A 19396-nucleotide genomic window follows, 5' to 3' on the forward strand; every position below is an offset into this window, starting at 1 on the left:
CAGACGCACTAAGGTCCCGGCCGAAGGCGGCCGGGGGAGGAGGAAACGATGGCGACGACATCCCCGTCCGGCTCCACTGCCCTGTCTTCGGAGGCAGGATCCGCAGCGGTGGCCTATCCTTCACGACTCGGCCCGGCCGAGCGTGCCGCTGCGATCCAGGCCCTCAAAGACACCGAACTCGACATCCTCGTCGTCGGCGCCGGCATCGTCGGCACCGGTGCGGCCGTCGACGCCGTGACCCGCGGCCTCAGCGTCGGACTGGTGGAGGCCCGCGACTTCGCGTCGGGAACCTCCAGCCGCTCCTCCAAACTCGTACACGGCGGCATCCGCTACCTCGAGCAGCTCGACTTCGGCCTGGTGCGGGAGGCGCTCATCGAGCGCGGCCTGCTGCTGCAGCGCATCGCACCGCACCTGGTCAAGCCCGTGCGCTTCCTCTACCCGCTGCACAAGCGCGTGTTCGAGCGGTTCTACATCGGCGCCGGCATGATGTTGTACGACATCTTCTCCTACAGCGGAGGCCGCCCGCCCGGGGTGCCGCACCACCGCCACCTCAGCAGGCGGCAGGTGCTGAAGGCGATCCCGAGCATGTCACCGAGCGCACTGGTCGGCGGGATCACCTACTACGACGCGCAGGTCGACGACGCCCGTTACACGGCGACGCTCGCGCGCACGGCCGCGCACTACGGCGCGCACGTCGCGACGCGCGTGCGGGTGGAGGGCTTCCTCAAGGTCGGCGAGCGGGTCGTCGGCGTGCAGGCGCTCGACCAGGAGACCGGCGAGCGCTTCGAGATCCGTGCCAAGCAGGTCGTCAACGCGACCGGTGTGTGGACCGACGACACCCAGGCGATGGTCGGGGAGCGCGGCCAGTTCAAGGTGCGCGCATCCAAGGGCATCCACCTCGTCGTGCCGCGCGACCGGTTCCAGTCGAAGATGGGCCTGATCCTGCGCACCGAGAAGAGTGTGCTCTTCGTCATCCCGTGGGGGCGCCACTGGCTCATTGGCACGACGGACACCGACTGGCATCTCGACAAGGCCCACCCGGCGGCGACGGCGGCCGACATCGACTACCTGCTCGCCCACGTGAACCAGGTGCTCAACGTGCCGCTCACCCGGGAGGACGTGGAGGGCGTCTACGCTGGCCTCCGACCCCTGCTCGCCGGCGAGTCGGAGGAGACCTCGAAGCTGTCCCGTGAGCACCTCGTCGCGCACTCCGTGCCCGGCCTGGTCGTGATCGCCGGAGGCAAGTGGACGACGTACCGGGTCATGGCGAAGGACGCGATCGACGCGGCCGTCGACGCGCTGGACGGCAAGATCCCGGCGAGCACGACGATGGAGATCCCACTGGTCGGCGCCGAGGGCTATCAGGCGGCCTGGAACCGCCGCGGCCGGATCGCCGGCGAGTCCGGCCTCCATCCGGCCCGCGTCGAGCACCTGCTGAACCGCTACGGCACGATGACGGAGGACATCCTGGCCCTGGTGCGCCACGATCCGTCGCTGGCGTCGCCGCTGCCGGGGGCCGACGACTACATCGGGGCGGAGGTCGTGTACGCGGCCAGCCACGAGGGCGCCCTCCACCTGGAGGACGTGCTCGCCCGCCGCACGCGCATCTCCATCGAGGCGTGGGACCGCGGCGTCTCGGCGGCGCCGGTGGCCGCCTCGCTGATGGCCGGCGTGCTCGGCTGGGACGCGGCTCGCGAGGAGCGCGAGGTGCAGACCTACCTGAAGCGCGTGGCCGCCGAACGCGAGAGCCAGCTGCAGCCCGACGACGCCTCGGCCGACCGGGTGCGGCTGGAGGCCCCCGACATCGTCGACGTGGACGCGGCGGCGGCGAAGGCGGCCGAGGTCACGCGCACGGCGAACGGTGGCGCGGGCACAGCGGGCGCCAAGCGGGCGCCGCGCGCCAAGGCCGCCGAGAAGCCCCTACCGGAGGGGGCGCAGCCGCCGACGGACGAGTGAGGCATCAGTCGGCCGCTTATCAGAAGTCGTTGATCGAGCGAAAAGAGTCCGAAATCCCCCTCCGGTAAACTGGGACCCAGTGCCCGCGACGGATGGAGACGGATAAATGGTTGACGTTCGACGGGTCAAACTGCCCGGGGTCGGGGTGTTGCACACCTTCGTCACGGACGACGGGGGCAAAGTCGGCGTCATCGCGCATCGCTCCGGGCACAGCGACCTGGTGACCTTCTCAGACCACGAAGACGGCGCCGACGTGACCAAGGTCTCGCTGCGCCTCAACGAAGACGAGGCGCACACGCTCGCCGAGCTCCTCGGCGGCACGCAGATCACCGAGTCGCTCACCGCGCTCGACCAGATCCCCGGCCTCAGCATCGACTGGTTCACGGTCGACTACGAGGACTACATCGCAGGGCAGCAGCTCGGCGCGCCCGGCGACCGCGGCTTCGTCGGCCTGACCGTCGTCGCCGTCGTGCGCGGCGACTCCGCCAACCCGGCGCCCGCACCCGACTTCAAGGTCTTCCCCGGTGACACTCTCGTCGTCGCCGGCACGCCCGAGAAGGTCGCCAAGGCCTTCGCCTTCTTCCGCACGGGTGAGACCACGGTCCGCGCCACTGCCGACGCGCCGCCGGGAGGCTGATCCATGCATCTCGGAGAAGACCTCATCATTCTCGGCATCCTCCTGCTCGTCGCGTACGTGCTGGGACGCCTCGGCAAGCTGGTGGGTCTCCCCGCGATCCCCATCTACATGCTCGTCGGTCTGCTGGCCAGCCCGCACACCGGCTGGTTCCCGCTGAACTTCGAGAGCAACTACATCGAGCTCATCGCGATCTTCGGGCTCATCCTGCTGCTGTTCAATCTCGGCCTGGAGTTCGACCAGGACGAGTTCTTCGGCAACTTCGGCAAGCTCATCGTGTCGGGCGGCTCCTACATCCTCATCAACATGGGCGTCGGGCTCGCGTTCGGGTTCTGGGTCGGCTGGGGCACGCGGGAGGCCCTGATCATCGCCGGGATGACGGCCACCTCGTCCTCCGCGATCGTGACGAAGCTGCTGATCGAGCTGCGCCGCCTGCCCAACACCGAGACGCCGATGATCCTGGGCGTCACCGTGGTGGAGGACATCTTCATCGCGATCTACCTCGCCATCGTGTCGGTCGTCCTGAGCGGCGAGACCGAGCTCTGGCCCGTTGTGGGAAAGCTCGGGGTGGCGTTCCTCTTCCTCGTGGTGATGTTCACGCTCGCGCGATTCGGCGGGAGATACGTCTCGCGCCTCTTCCGCACGAAGGACGACGAGCTCTTCACCATCCTCTTCTTCGGCCTGGCGGTGCTGTTCGCGGGGATCGGCGAGATCCTCGGTGTCACCGACGCGATCGGCGCGTTCCTCATCGGGCTCGTGCTCGGCGCGACGAAGTACCGCAACAAGATCGAGCACATCGCGATCCCGTTGCGCGATGTGTTCGCGGCGTTCTTCTTCCTCAACTTCGGGCTCGAGCTCGACCCGGCGAAGTTCCCGTCCGTGCTCGGGCCGGTGCTCATCGCCGTGGCCATGACGATCGTGCTGAACATCCTCGCCGGGCAGTTCGTGGCGTGGATCAACGGCTTCGGTCCGCAGGCCGGGATCAACACCACCGTCATCCTCCAGAACCGGGGCGAGTTCGCGCTCATCCTCGCGACCCTGTCGATCAGCGCGGGGCTCGACCCGCGGATCGTGCCTTTCGCGGGACTGTATGTGCTGATCATGGCCGTGCTCGGGCCGATCCTCGCAGCGAACTCCGAGAAGATCGGTGGGATGATTCTCCGGTCCGGATCGTCCAAGCGGCGCGACCGGCGGAAGAAGCGCGATCCCATGCTCGACGAGGAGATCGCACTCGTCGAGGCGGCGACCGCCGATCTCGACTCCGACACGCGCCGCGACGACAGGAGCGCAGGCGACACGCGCGACGCTGTGGGCCGGATCGTCGAGCAGGCCATGCAGCAGCAGGACACGACCGTCGAACGAAAGCGGGACTGACCCATCGACACCACCCCCGGCAGCCCGAGCGCCGGCACGCCGGCGCAGGCGGGCGGCACCACGATGCTCCAGATGATGCTGCGTCCGCGCTGGATCGGAGCGCTGATCTTCGCGCTGGCGCTCGCCGCCGGGTTCGCGGCCCTCGGGCAGTGGCAGCTGGAGCGCGCGATCGAGTCGGGCAAGGCGGTGGAGGCTCCGACTGAGACGGTCCTCCCGCTTACTCGGGTCGCGAAGCCGGGCGGCCCGCTCACGAGCAAGGCGGTCGGCCAGCTCGTCTCGTTCACCGGCACCGCGATCTCCGGCGACGACCAGTTGCTGTACGACCGGCTCAACTACGGCAAGGCCGGGTGGTGGGTCGTCTCGCACGTGAACGTGGACGCGGGGGGACGCCGCACGATCGCGCTCGCCGTGGCCCGCGGCTGGGCGCCCAGCGAGGCGGCGGCCGAGGCGGCGATGGCGAAGCTCGCGGCGCAGCCCGAGGCTCCGCAGCGCATGGTGGGGCGGATCCTCCCCGACGAGCAGCCCCAGGTTCCCGGCGACAAGAAGAACCCGACGGCGATGACATCCCTCGGCGTCGGCCAGCTCTACAACCTGTGGACCGGTGTCGACGGCATGGACGTCTACAACGCCTACGCCGTCGAGCAGACGCCTCCAGCCGGACTGGTGAAGATCGACTCTCCGCCGCCGATCCAGCAGACCGAGCTCAACTGGCTCAACATCTTCTACGCGGCCGAGTGGATCATCTTCGCCGGGTTCGCGATCTTCCTCTGGTACCGGCTCGTGCGCGACGCGAAGCAGCGCGAGGACGAGGAGCGCGAGCTGGAGGCCGAGGCGGCGGCCGGATCGGCAGGATCTGCCGGTACGGCCGACGGCTCCGTGGACGGCGCCAGCGCCCGCGCCGGGAAAGTAGAATAGCCCCATGCCCCTCGCTCCCAAGCTCGAAGACTTCCCGAAGATCCGCGGGGCGCTGAAGTTCTACCAGGTGTTCGCCTACGTCACCGGCATCATGCTCCTGCTGCTCTGCGTGGAGATGGTCGTGAAGTACGGTCTCGGCTACCAGCTCTTCGCGTTCAGCAACTACGGCGCCCTCACTCTCGTGCCCGTCAAGACCGCGGTCGCGCCGACCGGCGTCGATCTCAGCACGGGCATCCTGATCGCCCACGGCTGGCTCTACGTCGTCTATCTCTTCTCCGACTTCCGCCTGTGGAGTCTGATGCGCTGGCCGTTCACGAAGTTCGTGCTGATCGCCCTCGGTGGCGTCGTGCCGTTCCTCTCGTTCTTCGTGGAGGCCAGGATCACCAAGCAGGTCAAGACCTATCTGGCCGGCCGGGAGGCCGAGGCAGCGACTCTCGTGGAGGCCACAAATTAGCACCGACGCAGCGTTCTCGGACATCCTCGGAGGGGCCGATGCGGCCGCACCCGCCGGCCCCGTCCTCGTCGTCGACTTCGGCGCGCAGTACGCCCAGCTGATCGCGCGCCGCGTGCGTGAGGCGAACGTCTACTCCGAGATCGTGCCGCACACGGTCACGGCGGCCGAAGTCGCCGCCAAGCACCCCGCGGGCATCGTGCTCTCGGGAGGCCCGTCGAGCGTGTACGAAGACGGCGCACCCCAGCTCGACGAGGCGATCTTCGAGCTCGGTGTACCGGTGCTCGGCATCTGCTACGGCTTCCAGGTCATGGCCACCGCCCTCGGCGGCGAGGTCGCCAAGACCGGTCGCCGCGAGTACGGCTCGACCGCGGTGCGCGTCTCGGACGCCGCCGCCGGTGGGGCGGGCAGTCTCCTCGACGGTCAGCCCGAGCAGCAGACAGCGTGGATGAGCCACGGCGACTCGGTCGCGCGCGCGCCGGAAGGCTTCGAGGTGCTCGCCACCACCGAGGACACCCCGGTGGCCGCGTTCGCCAACGAGGAGCGCAAGCTCTACGGAGTGCAGTGGCACCCCGAGGTCAAGCACTCGCAGTACGGCCAGGCGGTGCTCGAGAACTTCCTCCACCGCGCCGCAGGCATCCCCGCCGATTGGAACAGCGGCAACGTCATCGCCGACCAGGTGGCGGCGATCCGCGCCCAGGTCGGCAGCGGACGCGTGCTGTGCGCGCTGTCTGGAGGCGTCGACTCGGCCGTCGCGGCCGCCCTCGTGCACAAGGCCGTCGGTGACCAGCTCGTCTGCGTGTTCGTCGACCATGGCCTGCTTCGCAAAGACGAGGCGCGCCAGGTCGAGGAGGACTACGTCGCCGCCACCGGCGTGCGGCTCGTCACGGTGAACGCGCAGGAGCAGTTCCTGTCCGCGCTCGCAGGCGTCTCCGACCCCGAGACCAAGCGCAAGATCATCGGCCGCGAGTTCATCCGGGTGTTCGAGAAGGCCCAGGCCGATCTGATCGCCGAGGCCGCGAACGACGGCGACCCGATCCGCTTCCTGGTGCAGGGCACCCTCTACCCCGACGTGGTGGAGTCGGGCGGCGGCACCGGCACGGCCAACATCAAGAGCCACCACAACGTCGGCGGCCTCCCGGAGGACCTCCAGTTCGAGCTCGTCGAGCCGCTGCGCACCCTGTTCAAAGACGAGGTGCGTGCGATCGGCCGCGAGCTGGGTCTGCCGGAGGTCATCGTCGGCCGCCAGCCTTTCCCCGGCCCGGGCCTCGGCATCCGGATCGTCGGAGAGGTGACGCAGGAGCGCCTCGACCTGCTGCGCGACGCGGATGCGATCGTGCGCGCGGAGCTGACCGCCGCCGGCCTCGACGCCGAGATCTGGCAGTGCCCCGTGGTGCTGCTGGCCGACGTGCGCTCGGTGGGCGTGCAGGGCGACGGCCGCACCTACGGCCACCCGATCGTGCTGCGCCCGGTCTCCAGCGAGGACGCGATGACGGCCGACTGGACCCGCCTGCCGTACGACCTGCTGGCCACGATCTCCAACCGCATCACCAACGAGGTGGACGGCGTCAACCGCGTCGTGCTCGACGTCACGTCGAAGCCGCCGGGGACGATCGAATGGGAGTGACTCCCCGAAATGTGAGAAGGGCCGGGATGCTGATGCATCCCGGCCCTTCTGCGTGTAGTGGCCTCAGTTGCGCGAGATCGCGAGGAGTCGCAGGATCTCGAGGTACAGCCAGATGACCGTGACCATGATGCCGAACGCGCCCGACCAGCCGTAGATGCGCGGCGCGCGGTTCTTGACGCCTCGCTGGATGAAGTCGAAGTCGAGCACCAAGGAGTACGCGCCCATGATGACGACGAGGACGCCGATCAGGACACCGAGCGGGATACCGAAGAGCTTGACGTCTCCGCTCAGCCCGAACGGGCTGCTGGTGACACCGGTCCACACGAGGATGACGTTCACGATCGAATACGCCAGGTAGCCGAACATGGCGATCAGGAAGATCTTGGTCGCCTTCGCGGAGGCGCGGATCTTGCCCGACGCGAAGAGCGCCAGGGTCACGCCGACGACCGCGAGGGTCCCGATGACCGCCTGGATGACGATGCCCGGGTAGATGGACTCGAACACTGCCGAGATGCCGCCCACGAAGATGCCCTGCACGCCGGCGTAGCTCAGAATGAGCGCGGGTGACGGCTTCTTCTTGAAGATGTTCACCAACGCGAGCACGAAGCCGACGATCGCGGCCGGAAGAACGAGCGCCGGGACCAACCAGCCGACGACGGCGCCGGCGACCAGCAGGGCGAACGAGATCGCGCTCTTGTTGATGGTGTCTTCGACCGTCATCCGGTCGGTGTCGGCGGACGTCGCCGACGGCGCCTGGTACATCTGCTCGAGGTTCTCGGCGCTCGGAGCGACGGCCGTCGCGGTCTGGCCGTTGTTCTGGAACGCCGGGTTCGTCGAGAACGCCGGGTTGTTGAGTGCCATGGGTTCCTCGCTTTGTCGGGGACCGCTTACGGTCTCGGTTCGTCAAACCTATCGGGTTGTTTTCTGAGAGTTCTGACAGATTGCCATGAATCCAGTGCGATCGCGCCTCCGCGTGCGAGCCACGCCGACGCGACGATCACCACGGTGCTGACCAGGATCGTGATCCAGCCCTGCTCGTAGGTGGTGACGAACTGCGGCAGCACGAGGCTCGACGCGATCGGGAGCACCAGCACGGCGAAGGTCGGGAGGGGGCGCAGGCGCACCAGCAACCAGGCCGCCAGCACGATCGCGTAGCACCAGGCGAAGCCCGACCCTCCGAGCATGAGCCAGGTGAAGCCCAGAACGGGAACGACGACCGCCACGCGCCGACCGATCGTCGAGGGCAGCACGGCCCAGCCCGCGGGCTGCAGGAGCGACCCGACGAGCAGGAACGGCAGGCTGTACGCGGTCGTCACGAGGATGCAGGCGGTCCCGACCACGATCATGGCGAGACCGGCGAGCCAGCGGGCGCGGTAGGTGCCCCAGCGCAGGCGGAGATCGCGCGTCGGCTCATGCCAGACGCGACGCGATCGCGGCGCCTCCGGAGCCGTGCCGGAGGTCGCCGGTGCGCGGGTCGGGAGACCGTCGGGGGCGGGCACACCCCGATTGTGTCACCTCGTGCCGGCACGCAGGTGAATCCGTGTCGACGTGCATCGGATCGTTTCGACCTCCCGGCTAGGATCACCACATGCGCGCCCGTTCGACTCCCTCTGTGATCGGTCACAGGGGCGCGCCCGGCTACCGCCCCGAGCACACCCGGGCGGCCTACGAGTTGGCGTTCGCCCTCGGCGCCGACGCGGTGGAGCCCGACATCGTCGCCACGAAGGACGGCGTTCTGGTGGTGCGTCACGAGAACGAGATCTCGGGGACCACCAACGTCGCCGACCATCCCGAGTACGCCGACCGTCGAACCACCAAGGAGGTCGACGGCATCCCGTTGACCGGATGGTTCACGGAGGACTTCACGTGGGCCGAGCTGTCGGTGCTGCGCGCGAGGGAGCGGCTCCCGCAGCTGCGCCAGGCCAGCGCCACGTTCGACGACCGCTATCCGATCCTCCGGCTCTCCGACGTGCTGGAGACCATCGACGCGGCCTCCGACGCCGCGAGCCGTGCGCTGGGCCTGGTCGCCGAGCTCAAGCACGCCACCTACTTCGAGGCCGCCGGCCTCCCGCTCGACGAGCTGTTCGTCGAGGCGCTCGCGGACGCCGGCTGGACCGATCACCCGGGACTCGTCGCCGAGAGCTTCGAGAAGACCGTGCTCGGGCGGCTGCAGCTGCGAGGCTTTCGCGGGCGACGCGTGTACCTCGTGGAGGCGGAGGGGGCGCCCGCCGATCGGGTCGCTGCGCTCGGCGCCGCCGCTCCCGGCTACGCCACCGACGTGACGCTCCGCGGTCTCTACGCGCTCGGGTCGGCGGCGTCGCCCGCCGACCGGGTCGACGGGATCAGCGTCGATGTGGCGCAGATCCTGCACTCGGGCTCGGTGTCCGTCGGCCTGTTCGGCGAGGACGAAGGGGGTGTGGACATCGGTGCGGTGACCTCCGACCTGGTAGACCTCGCGCACTCCGCCGGCCTCTCGGTGTACTGCTGGACGCTGCGACCCGAGAACGGCATGCTCCCGCGGGAGTTCCGCAGCGGCGGACGCGATGACGAGTGGGGCGACTGGAGGCGGTTGTTCGCGATCCTGCTGCACTCGGGGGTCGATGGTGTCTTCGCCGATCATCCCGACCTGGCCGTCGCCGTGCGCGACGGTCGCTGAGCAGGAGGCGGACGTCCGGGCTCTCGGCGGCGATGACGGTGGCGGCGGCTAAAATGGCTGGAGACATGACGAGCCTTCCCGACGCCCCACCTCCCGCCTCCGCCGCACCCTCCTCTGTGCCGATCATCCTCGACGGCTGGGAGGGCGACGAGCGCTCCGGTGGAGGCTCGGCGACCGGCGGAGCAGGAGGCCGCAGCGGCCGCGGGCCGTCCGACCGGCTGTTCGCCGGGCTCAACCCGCAGCAGCGCGTAGCGGCGGAGTACCGCGGGGCCGCACTGCTCATCGTGGCGGGCGCGGGGTCGGGCAAGACGAGCGTGCTCACCCGCCGCATCGCCGGTCTCATCGAGAGCCGGGAGGCATGGCCGAGCGAGATCCTCGCGATCACGTTCACGAACAAGGCCGCGAACGAGATGCGCGAGCGGGTCGAGCAGCTCCTGGGCGGTCGCGCGCAGGGCATGTGGATCTCGACATTCCACTCGGCGTGCGTGCGCATTCTCCGTCGCGAGGCCGAGACGATCGGCAAGACGCAGAGCTTCACGATCTACGACTCGGGCGACACACGAGCCCTGCTCAAGCGGATCATCAAGGAGCTCGACGCCGACACCCTCGGCTTCACCGTGGCGGGCACGGCGGGCCGCATCTCCAAGCTCAAGAACGAGCTGACCGACATCGAGACGTTCGCGCGCTCGGCCAACCTGAGCGACCCGCAAGAGGTGATGTTCCTCGAGATCTTCCGTCAGTACACCCGCGCACTGCGGCGGGCGAACGCGTTCGACTTCGACGACCTCATCGCCGAGACGGTGTTCCTGTTCCGGGCCTTCCCGAAGGTCGCGGCGCTGTACCAGACGCGGTTCCGCCACATCCTGGTCGACGAGTACCAGGACACCAACCACGCCCAGTACTCCCTCATCCGCGAGCTGACGATGCCCGTCGCGCCCGACATCGCCGAGGAGATGGAGCAGCACGGCCGCAACGTCAGCAAGCTGCGCGATGTCGTCGGCGCCATCCCGGGCGCCTCGCTCACCGTGGTCGGCGACTCCGACCAGTCGATCTACGCCTTCCGCGGGGCGGATATCCGCAACATCGTGGAGTTCGAGCGCGACTTCCCCGGAGCCAAGGTGGTGCTGCTGGAGCAGAACTACCGTTCGACGCAGAACATTCTGAGCGCCGCGAACGCCGTGATCGCCAACAACTTCGACCGCAAAGACAAGAAGCTGTGGACCGCGGTCGGGGACGGCGACAAGATCGTCGGCTACACCGGGTACTCGGGCCACGACGAGGCGCAGTTCGTCGCCGACGAGATCGAAAAGCTCCATGCCGCCGGAATGGACTACAAAGACATCGCCGTGTTCTACCGAACCAATGCGCAGACGCGGGCGCTGGAGGAGATCTTCATCAGGTCCGCGCTGCCCTACAAGGTGATGGGCGGCACCAAGTTCTACGAGCGCGCCGAGATCAAGGACGCCATGGCGTACCTGATCACGGTCGCCAACCCCGACGACACCCTCGCGCTGCGCCGCATCCTGAACACTCCGAAGCGTGGCATCGGGCCGGCCACCGAGACCCAGCTGGCGAGCTATGCGGAGGACAACGGTTTCACCTTCCGCGACGCGATGCGCGATGCCGGTTCGCTCGGGCTCGGCCCCAAGGTCACCGGCGCCATCCTCCAGCTCTCCTCGATGCTCGACGAGGCGGCGGCGAAGATCAATCCGGACAACCCGGCCGGGGTTTCGCCGGTGGCCGACGTCCTCACCTTCCTGCTCGACAGCAGCGGCTACCTCGAGGTGCTCCGCAACAGCCGCGACCCGCAAGACGAGGCGCGCGCCGAGAACGTCGACGAGCTCGTCGCCGTGACCCGCGAGTTCGCGCGGAACAACCCGGACGGCACGCTCGTCGACTTCCTCACCGAGGTGTCGCTGGTGGCCGCGGCCGACGAGATCGACGACTCGAGCGGCTCGGTGTCGCTGATGACCCTCCACACGGCCAAGGGCCTGGAGTACGACGCGGTGTTCCTCACCGGCATCGAAGAGGACCTCCTCCCGCACCGGATGTCGGCGAACGAGCCGGGAGGCCCCGCCGAGGAGCGCCGGCTGTTCTACGTCGGCATCACCCGCGCGAAGAAGCGGCTCTTCCTGTCGCTGGCGATGACGCGTGCGCAGTTCGGCGAGACCGCGGTCGCGATGCCGAGCCGCTACCTCCAGGAGATCCCCGCCGATCTGATCGACTGGAAGCAGTCTCCCGGCGCCGCGAACGGCCGGAGCGGCTCGCAGTCGCGCGCCCTCAACGCGCGCCGGCCGGGGCTCGGCGGTGGTACTGCCGGCCGTTGGAACGAGAGCTATCCCGTGGGCGGCAGCGCTCCCGCCGAGCGGCCGAAGGCGGAGTGGCCGAACCGGGTGACGGGCAAGGTGCGCGACAACGGCGACCTCGAGCTGGCTCCCGGCGATCGCATCAGTCATGCGGACTTCGGCGAGGGCCGGGTCACGAACGTGACCGGTGAGGGAGCCAAGCGAGTCGCCCACGTGCAGTTCGAGAAAGTGGGGGCGAAGAAGCTCCTCATCAAGATCGCGCCGATCGACAAACTGTGAGGCAGCGGCTCGCCACAATGAGCGTCGAGGTCGGCTTCCGGGCGGCCGCGGCGGTTGCGGTGCCGCTGCTCATCCTGTGGGCGGTCGGGCGTCTGGATCTCGCCGCGTATGCGACGTTCGGCGCGTTCACCGCGCTCTACGGCCGCAACGAGCCGTACCGGCTGCGGTTGCGCAGTGTGTCGATCGCGGCGGTGGCGATGCTGGTGAGCATCTCCCTCGGAGTGCTCGTCGCCGTCGCGGGCGAGCCGCTCTGGCTCGTGGCCGTGCTGCTCGTGTTCATCGTCGTCGCCGGCACGCTGCTGGCGACCGCGTTCCAGCTCCTGCCGACTCAGCCGCTGTTCTTCGTCTTCGCCCTCCTCGTGTGCGCCGCCGTGCCGACGACCGCTCAGGACGCCCTCCCGCGGATCGGATTGGCGGCCGCCGTCGCCGCGTTCTCGTGGGTGCTCACGCTGTCCGGCTGGGTGGTCCGTCGTTGGGCGGGCGATCGCGCCGCCCGGACTGGAGCGGTGCTCCTCAAGAAGCTCCACCGTCGTCCTGGCGTCGACACCACCGTCTTCGGCGATGGGCGTGTCTGGCTCACGGCGGCGCAGAACGCCGTCGGCGTCTTGATCGCGGGTGGGGTGGCCCTGTCGTTGGGGCTGGGCCACGCGTACTGGGCGGTGGTGAGCCTGGTCGCGGTCATCCCCCCGGCGCGAGGGGCGCACTCGATCTCGCGCTCGCTCCACCGGATCCTGGGCACGATCGGCGGCGTCGTCGTGGCCGCAGCCGTGTTGTTCTGGTCTCCTCCGCCGGTCGTGGTGATCGTCGCGATCGTCGTCTGTCAGTTCTTCGCCGAGATGCTCGTCGGGCGGCACTACGGCTACGCACTTCTCTTCATCACGCCGATGGCGCTCGCGGTCTCCCATCTCGCGGCACCGGCCCCACTCGGGACGCTGCTCGTCGACCGGATCATCGAGACGGTGCTGGGCGCCGGCGTGGGAATCGCGCTCGTACTGGTCGCTCGCATGATCCAGCGGCCCCGTCGGCTTCACGGCTAAGGCCGCTGCTCCAGCCGACGCAGGTATACCTCCCGAGGCCGATGCCGCAATGCGGCGGGCAGACGCGGGTACACCGCCGCGGCCCAGCGCATCCGCCGCTCGAAGCGTCTCTCGACCGAACGGTCCCACGGCAATCCGAACTGTTCCCGAACGCTGGCGGGCAGCAGTCCGGTCGTGACGAGCCGGCTGGCCGGCAGCACGCCCCGCAGCGCCACCGGCATGCCGTTCGGACGGAGGATCTGCTCGGCGAGTCCGCGCGTCGTCTCCGTCACGACGAGCTGCGGGAGCATCCCGTCCCAATACCGCTGGAACTCTGCGGTGTCGCGCGGCCAGGCCTCCGGGCGTAACTGGAGGTTCAGCCCGAGCTGCCGGAAGTCTCGGTACACCTGCTCGCGCGCTGCATCGGCGAGTGGGCCGTAGACGCGCTCGTTCAGATCGATCATGGTCGCATAGAGCGTGGAGGAGACCCAGAGCTGCAGCTCGGGTGCGAACGCGTTGTAGGCGGGCAGGCCACCACTGCGGGCGGCATGCACCGGCCGGTGAGCGCGGTCGACCTGGCGGCGGACCCGGTCGAACGCGTCGGGTGACGCATACACGGCGGCGTAGACGAATGTCATCGTGGCGTGGAACCGGTCCACCAGCCGGATGGCGAAGTCGCTGTGCTCGGCCACGCCGCGTCCGATCGCCGGGTGTGCGATCTGCAGCAGCAACGCCCGGCCGGCGCCGGCGAGGGAGAGCGCCTCGCCGGCGATCGAACGGAGCTCGGCGTGCCGCGCTGGTGGGACGGCCATTTGCCCATGATCCACCCGACCGGCCCCACCGCGCGGCTGCGATCATCGCCGTGAGCCCCGACGGTCGGCGCGGTGCACTCCGCGGCGGGTGAAGCGCGCGATCAGTATCGACGCGATCCCGAGCCCGACCAGAGTCACGGCGAACGCCGTGGGTCCGGTCTCGACGCGACCTCCCGTCGCTGCGAGCCGAGCCGGTTCGACCTCGGCCGGTGGAACCTCGACCGGGGCCGAGACCTGCGTGATCTCGGACGCGATGCCGAAGGCCGATTGCCAGGGGCGGATCCGTGCACCGCCCGCGTCCGGGTCCACCGCCGTGGGATCGATGCGCTCCGTCCAGACGTAGTGCCCCGCCGCGGGCAGCGTGCACTCCGGTGTGTCGTATTCGCCCGTGCCGTTGACGGTCGTCTCGACGACGCACACGACAGGGGAACCCTCTGGAATGGTGTCGGATTGCACGATCGGGTCGCTGAACGGACCATGGAGAGTGCTCTCGACGATCGCCTCCACCGGTTCGAAACCCTCGTCGGTCGCGCGCACGCCCCAGGACGGCAGCAGCCCGTCTGCGGTGTCGACGCCCACGGTGAGGCGGTCGTGGACGGTGGCGCCGGGCGTCGCCTCGGCGGTACTGGTCACCGTCGCGACGAGCGGTTGGAACGGCAGCGGAGACGGACCAGTGGCCGAGGCCTCCGCGTGCGCCTCCGCCGTGGCGAACACGGCGATCAGAACGGCTTGGGCATCGTCATGCGGCACCGCGACCAGCATCCGATCTCCGTAGGGGAGGGCGCCGAGCTCGGCGCGCGCCATCACCGCCACGCTGGTGTCGGTTCCGGTGGGGGTGATCTCGATGTCGGTGCCGGTCGGGATCTCCGCGGCCGTACTCCCGTCGGCGAAGCTGGCTCCGTCAAGAGTCACCCGGGCGAGGTGGACTCCCGGAGCGACGAGTTCGGGGCCGGACGGCCGCTCGACGGTGAGCTCGACGCGCACCCTGCCCGGCCCGGTCTCGGCCAGTTCGACCACGGCGTCCGCCCGCACCGCGTTGGATCCCAGCCGACCGGCTTCATCCACCATCTCGTACGCGCGGGCGAGGACGCGCCCGGCGTCGGCTCCCGCGCGTGACGCGACCTCCTCGGGAGTGTGGCCGTTCAAACCGGCGACGAGCCAGGTGGCGATCTGGCCGGCGGCGGCCGTCAACTGGTCGCCGGTGCCTGCCCAGGTGCGCGAGATATAGGCGAGCGAGGCAGCCTGCGGCGGCGTGTACCACCCGAGTTCCGCCGCTTCGGCGTAGTCGAGGCCGTGGCCGGTCGGGCTCGGTTTGCCGACGTTGAGGCAGAACCCCTGCTCACCGTCGTCCATGCGGTATGTGCCGAGCCACCAGCCATCGCGCGACAGATAGCCCGGTCCGTGTCCGGCCCCCGCGAGCGCTCGCGCCTCAGGCGCGACGACGAGGACCTGCAGGATGCCGAGGAAGACGGCGAGGCCGGCGAGGACGAAGGCGGTCACGAAGGTCGATATGCGATGTGTCATGCCCTCCACGCTCGCCGTCGCGAACCCGATCCGGGCCTGGCGCGACGGGATCAGTGGAGTACTCGTCCGCGCGTTCTGCTGTGGAGGACGAACGGATTCGGGCTGTTCAGTCGAACGCGCTAAAGTTCTCACTGGCGAATTTATCTCGGCGTCGAGCTATTCTCCCGCCGGACCGCCCAGGAGATATCAGCCGGAGCGTCACGAGCGCGCCGGGCATCAGCGGATTGGATAACCGTGGATCTATTCGAGTACCAGGCCAGAGACCTGTTTGAGAAGTACGGCGTCCCGGTCCTTCCGGGCATCGTCGCCGACACTCCGGAGGAGGTCCGTGCGGCCGCCGAGAAGCTGGGCGGCGTCACCGTCGTCAAGGCGCAGGTCAAGGTCGGAGGCCGTGGCAAGGCGGGTGGCGTCAAGGTCGCCAAGACGCCGGATGACGCGGAGGAGGCCGCGAAGGCCATTCTGGGCCTGGACATCAAGGGCCACGTCGTGCGCCGTGTCATGGTCGCCGGCGGCGCCCGCATCGCCCGCGAGTTCTACTTCTCGGTGCTCCTCGACCGGGCCAACCGCTCCTACCTGTCGCTGACCAGCGTCGAGGGCGGCATGGAGATCGAGCAGCTCGCGGTCGAGAAGCCCGAGGCGCTGGCGCGCATCGAGGTCGACCCGCGTGGCGGCATCGATACCGCGAAGGCCACCGAGATCGCCAAGGCGGCCGGCTTCCCGGACGAGCTGGTGGCCAAGGTCGCCGACGTGTTCGTGAAGCTCTACGAGGTCTACACCGGCGAAGACGCGACGTTGGTCGAGGTCAACCCGCTGGTCCTCACCGAGGAGGGCGACATCATCGCCCTCGACGGCAAGGTCACCCTCGACGAGAACGCCGACTTCCGTCACCCCGAGCACGAGACGCTCGAGGACGCTGACGCCGCCGACCCGCTGGAGGCCAAGGCCAAGAAGGCAGGCCTGAACTACGTCAAGCTCGACGGTCAGGTCGGCATCATCGGCAACGGCGCGGGTCTGGTCATGTCCACGCTCGACGTCGTCGCCTACGCGGGTGAGAAGCACAAGGGCGTCGAGCCGGCGAACTTCCTCGACATCGGCGGCGGCGCGTCCGCCGAGGTCATGGCCGCGGGCCTGGACGTCATCCTGAACGACCCGCAGGTGAAGAGCGTGTTCGTCAACGTCTTCGGCGGCATCACCGCGTGCGACGCGGTCGCGAACGGCATCGTCACGGCGCTGCAGATCCTCGGCGACGAGGCGAACAAGCCGCTGGTCGTGCGTCTCGATGGCAACAAGGTCGAGGAGGGCCGCCGCATCCTCACCGAGGCGAACCACCCGCTGGTCACCCTCGCACTCACCATGGACGAAGGCGCCGACAAGGCCGCCGAGCTGGCCGCGAAGTAAGCAAGGACGAATCAGAGAATGTCTATCTTCCTCAACAAGGACTCCAAGGTCATCGTCCAGGGCATCACCGGCGGCGAGGGCACCAAGCACACCGCGCTCATGCTGAAGGCCGGCACCCAGGTCGTGGGAGGCGTCAACGCCCGCAAGGCCGGCACCACCGTGACGCACGGCGACGTCGAGCTCCCCGTCTTCGGCACCGTCGTGGAGGCGATCGAGAAGACCGGCGCCGACGTGTCGATCATCTTCGTGCCGCCGGCGTTCGCCAAGGACGCGATGGTCGAGGCCATCGACGCCGAGATCCCGCTGCTGGTCGTCATCACCGAGGGCATCCCGGTGCAGGACTCGGCCGAGGCGTGGGCCTATGCCAAGGAGAAGGGCAACAAGACCCGGATCATCGGCCCGAACTGCCCCGGCATCATCACCCCCGGCGAGTCGCTCGTCGGCATCACGCCGGCCACCATCACCGGCAAGGGCCCGATCGGCCTGGTCTCCAAGTCGGGCACGCTGACGTACCAGATGATGTACGAGCTGCGCGACCTCGGTTTCTCCACCGCCATCGGCATCGGCGGCGACCCGGTCATCGGCACGACCCACATCGACGCGCTCGCCGCGTTCGAGGCCGACCCCGAGACCAAGGCGATCGTCATGATCGGCGAGATCGGAGGCGACGCCGAGGAGCGCGCCGCAGACTTCATCAAGGCCAACGTCACCAAGCCGGTCGTCGGCTATGTGGCCGGTTTCACCGCACCCGAGGGCAAGACCATGGGTCACGCCGGTGCGATCGTCTCGGGCTCGGCCGGAACGGCCCAGGCCAAGAAGGAGGCGCTGGAGGCCGCGGGCGTGAAGGTCGGCAAGACCCCGTCCGAGACCGCGGAACTTCTCCGCGAGGTCTACGCGGCGCTATAGACCGCGGCTCCCGCACTACCGAACAGGGCCGGACTCCTCCACGGGGTCCGGCCCTGCGCCCTTCGTCCACGACCTCGTTTCCGGGCCTGCCCGCGCCACCCGCGCCGGCGTTACAGTGAGCCATCACCGCCCGGAAGGGGATGCGCCGATGCCCAAGATGACGAACGCCGAGCTCGCTCGCCGGGTCGCAGCGCTCGAAGCCGAGAACACAGCGCTGAGGAGTCGGCTCGACGAGAACGCGACCGAACCGCTCCCTGAGATCGCGGTCGTCGTGGAACCGAAGCACAAGCGCGGCTGGGGCTGGACGCTGCTCGCCGTCGTGCTCATCGTGATCGGCGCGATCCTCGCCCCGGTCGCCGTCGTCGCGTCGTGGGCGAAAGTGCAACTGACGAACACCGACACGTTCGTCGCCACATATGCACCGCTCGCAGACGACCCCGGCGTGCAGGCGTACGTGACCGACGAGGCCGTCAAGGTGATCCAGGAGCACGTCGACATCCCGCAGCTCACCTCGCAGGTGATCGACGGCATCACCGGCCTCGGCACCGGTCCGGTGGCCACGAAGGCGCTGGAGGCGCTCAAGGCGCCGCTCGCGCAGGGCATCGTGTCGTTGATCCAGACCACAGTGGGTCGGTTCGTGTCCTCCGACGCGTTCGCCCAGGTCTGGCAAGACGCCCTCCGCGCGAGCCACACCCAGCTGGTCGCGACGATGCAGGGCGATCCGAAGGCGGCGATCGCGATCGGCGCGGACGGCTCGGTCGGGGTGCAACTCGGTCCGATCATCGACCGGGTCAAACAGCTGCTCGAAGACCAGGGCCTGTCGTTCGCGTCGCAGATCCCGACGATCGACAAGACGATCACGGTGGCGCAGAACTCGTCCATCCCGACGCTGCAGGTGTTCTACAACCTGGCCATCGTCGCGGGCGCGTGGCTGCCCTGGGTCTCGATCGGCCTGCTCGCGCTCGGCGTGATCGTCGCCAGGCGCCGTTCGCTCGCCCTGATCGGCGCGGCCTGTGCTCTGGGGGTCGCCATGATCGTGGTGGTCGCGGGCATCGGCATCGGCCAGGTCGTGTTCATCGCCTCGGCCTCCCCGTCCTTGGTTCCGGCCGGAGTCGCGAGGACGCTGTACACCACCGTCTCGACGGCCATGAAAGACACCGGCGTCGCAGTGCTGGTCCTCGCGATCGTCGTCGCGATCGTCGCTTGGTACTCGGGCCCCTTCGGGGTCTCTCGGCGGCTGCGGGGCTTCTTCGGCTCCGGGGTGACCTGGGTGCGGGAGGCCGCGGAGCGTCACGGCATCACCACCGGGAGGGTCGGCGAGTGGATCTACGCGCAACGGGTACTGCTGCGCAGTGCGGTCGCCGTGATCGCGGCTGCGGTGGTGCTCTTGGTGCGGCCGCTCACCCCCGCGCTCATCATCTGGACGCTGGTCATCGCCGCCGTGGTCATCGCGATCCTCGAGCTCGTGCAGCGACCGGTGATCACCATCCCGGAGGACGCCGACGACGACACGCCTGTGATGACCGTGTCCTGAGCGGGCGA

General features: G+C 69.0%; 16 protein-coding genes. 12 read left to right on the top strand and 4 right to left on the bottom strand.

Annotation, left to right across the window (positions count from 1 at the left end; translation table 11 throughout):
• Positions 1-48 precede the first annotated feature (48 nt).
• From AC0HS0_RS00640 to guaA, 6 genes are all read left to right on the top strand, one after another.
• Positions 49-1956, top strand: coding sequence for a glycerol-3-phosphate dehydrogenase/oxidase (locus AC0HS0_RS00640; RefSeq protein ID WP_472960935.1), 1908 nt, complete (start codon positions 49-51; stop codon positions 1954-1956).
• Positions 1957-2062: 106 nt separating this feature from the next.
• On the top strand, positions 2063-2593 hold the full coding sequence (locus tag AC0HS0_RS00645) for a cation:proton antiporter regulatory subunit (RefSeq protein ID WP_472960936.1): 531 nt from the start codon (positions 2063-2065) through the stop codon (positions 2591-2593).
• Positions 2594-2596: 3 nt separating this feature from the next.
• On the top strand, positions 2597-3964 hold the full coding sequence (locus AC0HS0_RS00650; RefSeq protein ID WP_472960937.1) for a cation:proton antiporter: 1368 nt from the start codon (positions 2597-2599) through the stop codon (positions 3962-3964).
• A 72-nt stretch (positions 3965-4036) separates the two neighbouring features.
• Positions 4037-4879: an SURF1 family cytochrome oxidase biogenesis protein gene (locus AC0HS0_RS00655; RefSeq protein WP_472960938.1), complete on the top strand. Its 843-nt coding sequence runs from the start codon at positions 4037-4039 to the stop codon at positions 4877-4879.
• Between the two features lie 4 nt (positions 4880-4883).
• Positions 4884-5333 carry a DUF3817 domain-containing protein gene (locus tag AC0HS0_RS00660; protein WP_055914105.1) on the top strand — a complete coding sequence of 150 codons (450 nt, stop codon included), beginning with the start codon at positions 4884-4886 and terminating at the stop codon, positions 5331-5333.
• A 22-nt stretch (positions 5334-5355) separates the two neighbouring features.
• Positions 5356-6957, top strand: coding sequence for a glutamine-hydrolyzing GMP synthase (gene guaA, locus AC0HS0_RS00665; RefSeq protein WP_472962078.1), 1602 nt, complete (start codon positions 5356-5358; stop codon positions 6955-6957).
• Between the two features lie 63 nt (positions 6958-7020).
• On the opposite strand, the gene AC0HS0_RS00670 is transcribed toward guaA, so the two are convergent.
• Positions 7021-7818 carry a Bax inhibitor-1/YccA family protein gene (locus AC0HS0_RS00670; protein ID WP_472960941.1) on the bottom strand — a complete coding sequence of 266 codons (798 nt, stop codon included), beginning with the start codon at positions 7816-7818 and terminating at the stop codon, positions 7021-7023.
• 26 nt (positions 7819-7844) lie between these two features.
• Positions 7845-8456, bottom strand: a complete 612-nt coding sequence (locus tag AC0HS0_RS00675; RefSeq protein WP_472960943.1) for a hypothetical protein — start codon at positions 8454-8456, stop codon at positions 7845-7847.
• A gap of 89 nt (positions 8457-8545) precedes the next feature.
• Here AC0HS0_RS00675 and AC0HS0_RS00680 point away from each other — a divergent pair, with 89 nt between their 5' ends.
• The 3 genes from AC0HS0_RS00680 (at position 8546) to AC0HS0_RS00690 (ending at position 13235) form a co-directional block, all read left to right on the top strand.
• Positions 8546-9613, top strand: a complete 1068-nt coding sequence (locus AC0HS0_RS00680) for a glycerophosphodiester phosphodiesterase family protein (RefSeq protein ID WP_472960944.1) — start codon at positions 8546-8548, stop codon at positions 9611-9613.
• Between the two features lie 65 nt (positions 9614-9678).
• Positions 9679-12198, top strand: a complete 2520-nt coding sequence (locus AC0HS0_RS00685) for an ATP-dependent helicase (protein ID WP_472960945.1) — start codon at positions 9679-9681, stop codon at positions 12196-12198.
• 17 nt (positions 12199-12215) lie between these two features.
• Positions 12216-13235 carry an FUSC family protein gene (locus tag AC0HS0_RS00690; protein WP_472960947.1) on the top strand — a complete coding sequence of 340 codons (1020 nt, stop codon included), beginning with the start codon at positions 12216-12218 and terminating at the stop codon, positions 13233-13235.
• Here the strand turns inward: AC0HS0_RS00690 and AC0HS0_RS00695 are convergent.
• Positions 13232-14026 (bottom strand): oxygenase MpaB family protein, encoded by a 795-nt coding sequence (locus AC0HS0_RS00695; protein WP_472960949.1) that lies wholly within the window; start codon positions 14024-14026, stop codon positions 13232-13234. The genes AC0HS0_RS00690 and AC0HS0_RS00695 overlap by 4 nt on opposite strands.
• A gap of 42 nt (positions 14027-14068) precedes the next feature.
• Positions 14069-15550: a hypothetical protein gene (locus tag AC0HS0_RS00700; protein WP_472960952.1), complete on the bottom strand. Its 1482-nt coding sequence runs from the start codon at positions 15548-15550 to the stop codon at positions 14069-14071.
• Positions 15551-15784: 234 nt separating this feature from the next.
• Between AC0HS0_RS00700 and sucC the strand changes: the two genes are divergently transcribed.
• The 3 genes from sucC (at position 15785) to AC0HS0_RS00715 (ending at position 19388) form a co-directional block, all read left to right on the top strand.
• Entirely contained in the window at positions 15785-16948 is a 1164-nt protein-coding gene (gene sucC / locus AC0HS0_RS00705) for an ADP-forming succinate--CoA ligase subunit beta (protein WP_472960953.1), read from the top strand.
• An 18-nt stretch (positions 16949-16966) separates the two neighbouring features.
• Positions 16967-17854 carry a succinate--CoA ligase subunit alpha gene (gene sucD / locus AC0HS0_RS00710; protein WP_018191900.1) on the top strand — a complete coding sequence of 296 codons (888 nt, stop codon included), beginning with the start codon at positions 16967-16969 and terminating at the stop codon, positions 17852-17854.
• A gap of 148 nt (positions 17855-18002) precedes the next feature.
• Complete coding sequence (locus AC0HS0_RS00715; protein ID WP_472960954.1) at positions 18003-19388, top strand: hypothetical protein; 1386 nt, start codon at positions 18003-18005, stop codon at positions 19386-19388.
• Positions 19389-19396 lie beyond the last annotated feature (8 nt).

This window comes from Leifsonia sp. PARNA 1/14 (assembly GCF_055720965.1).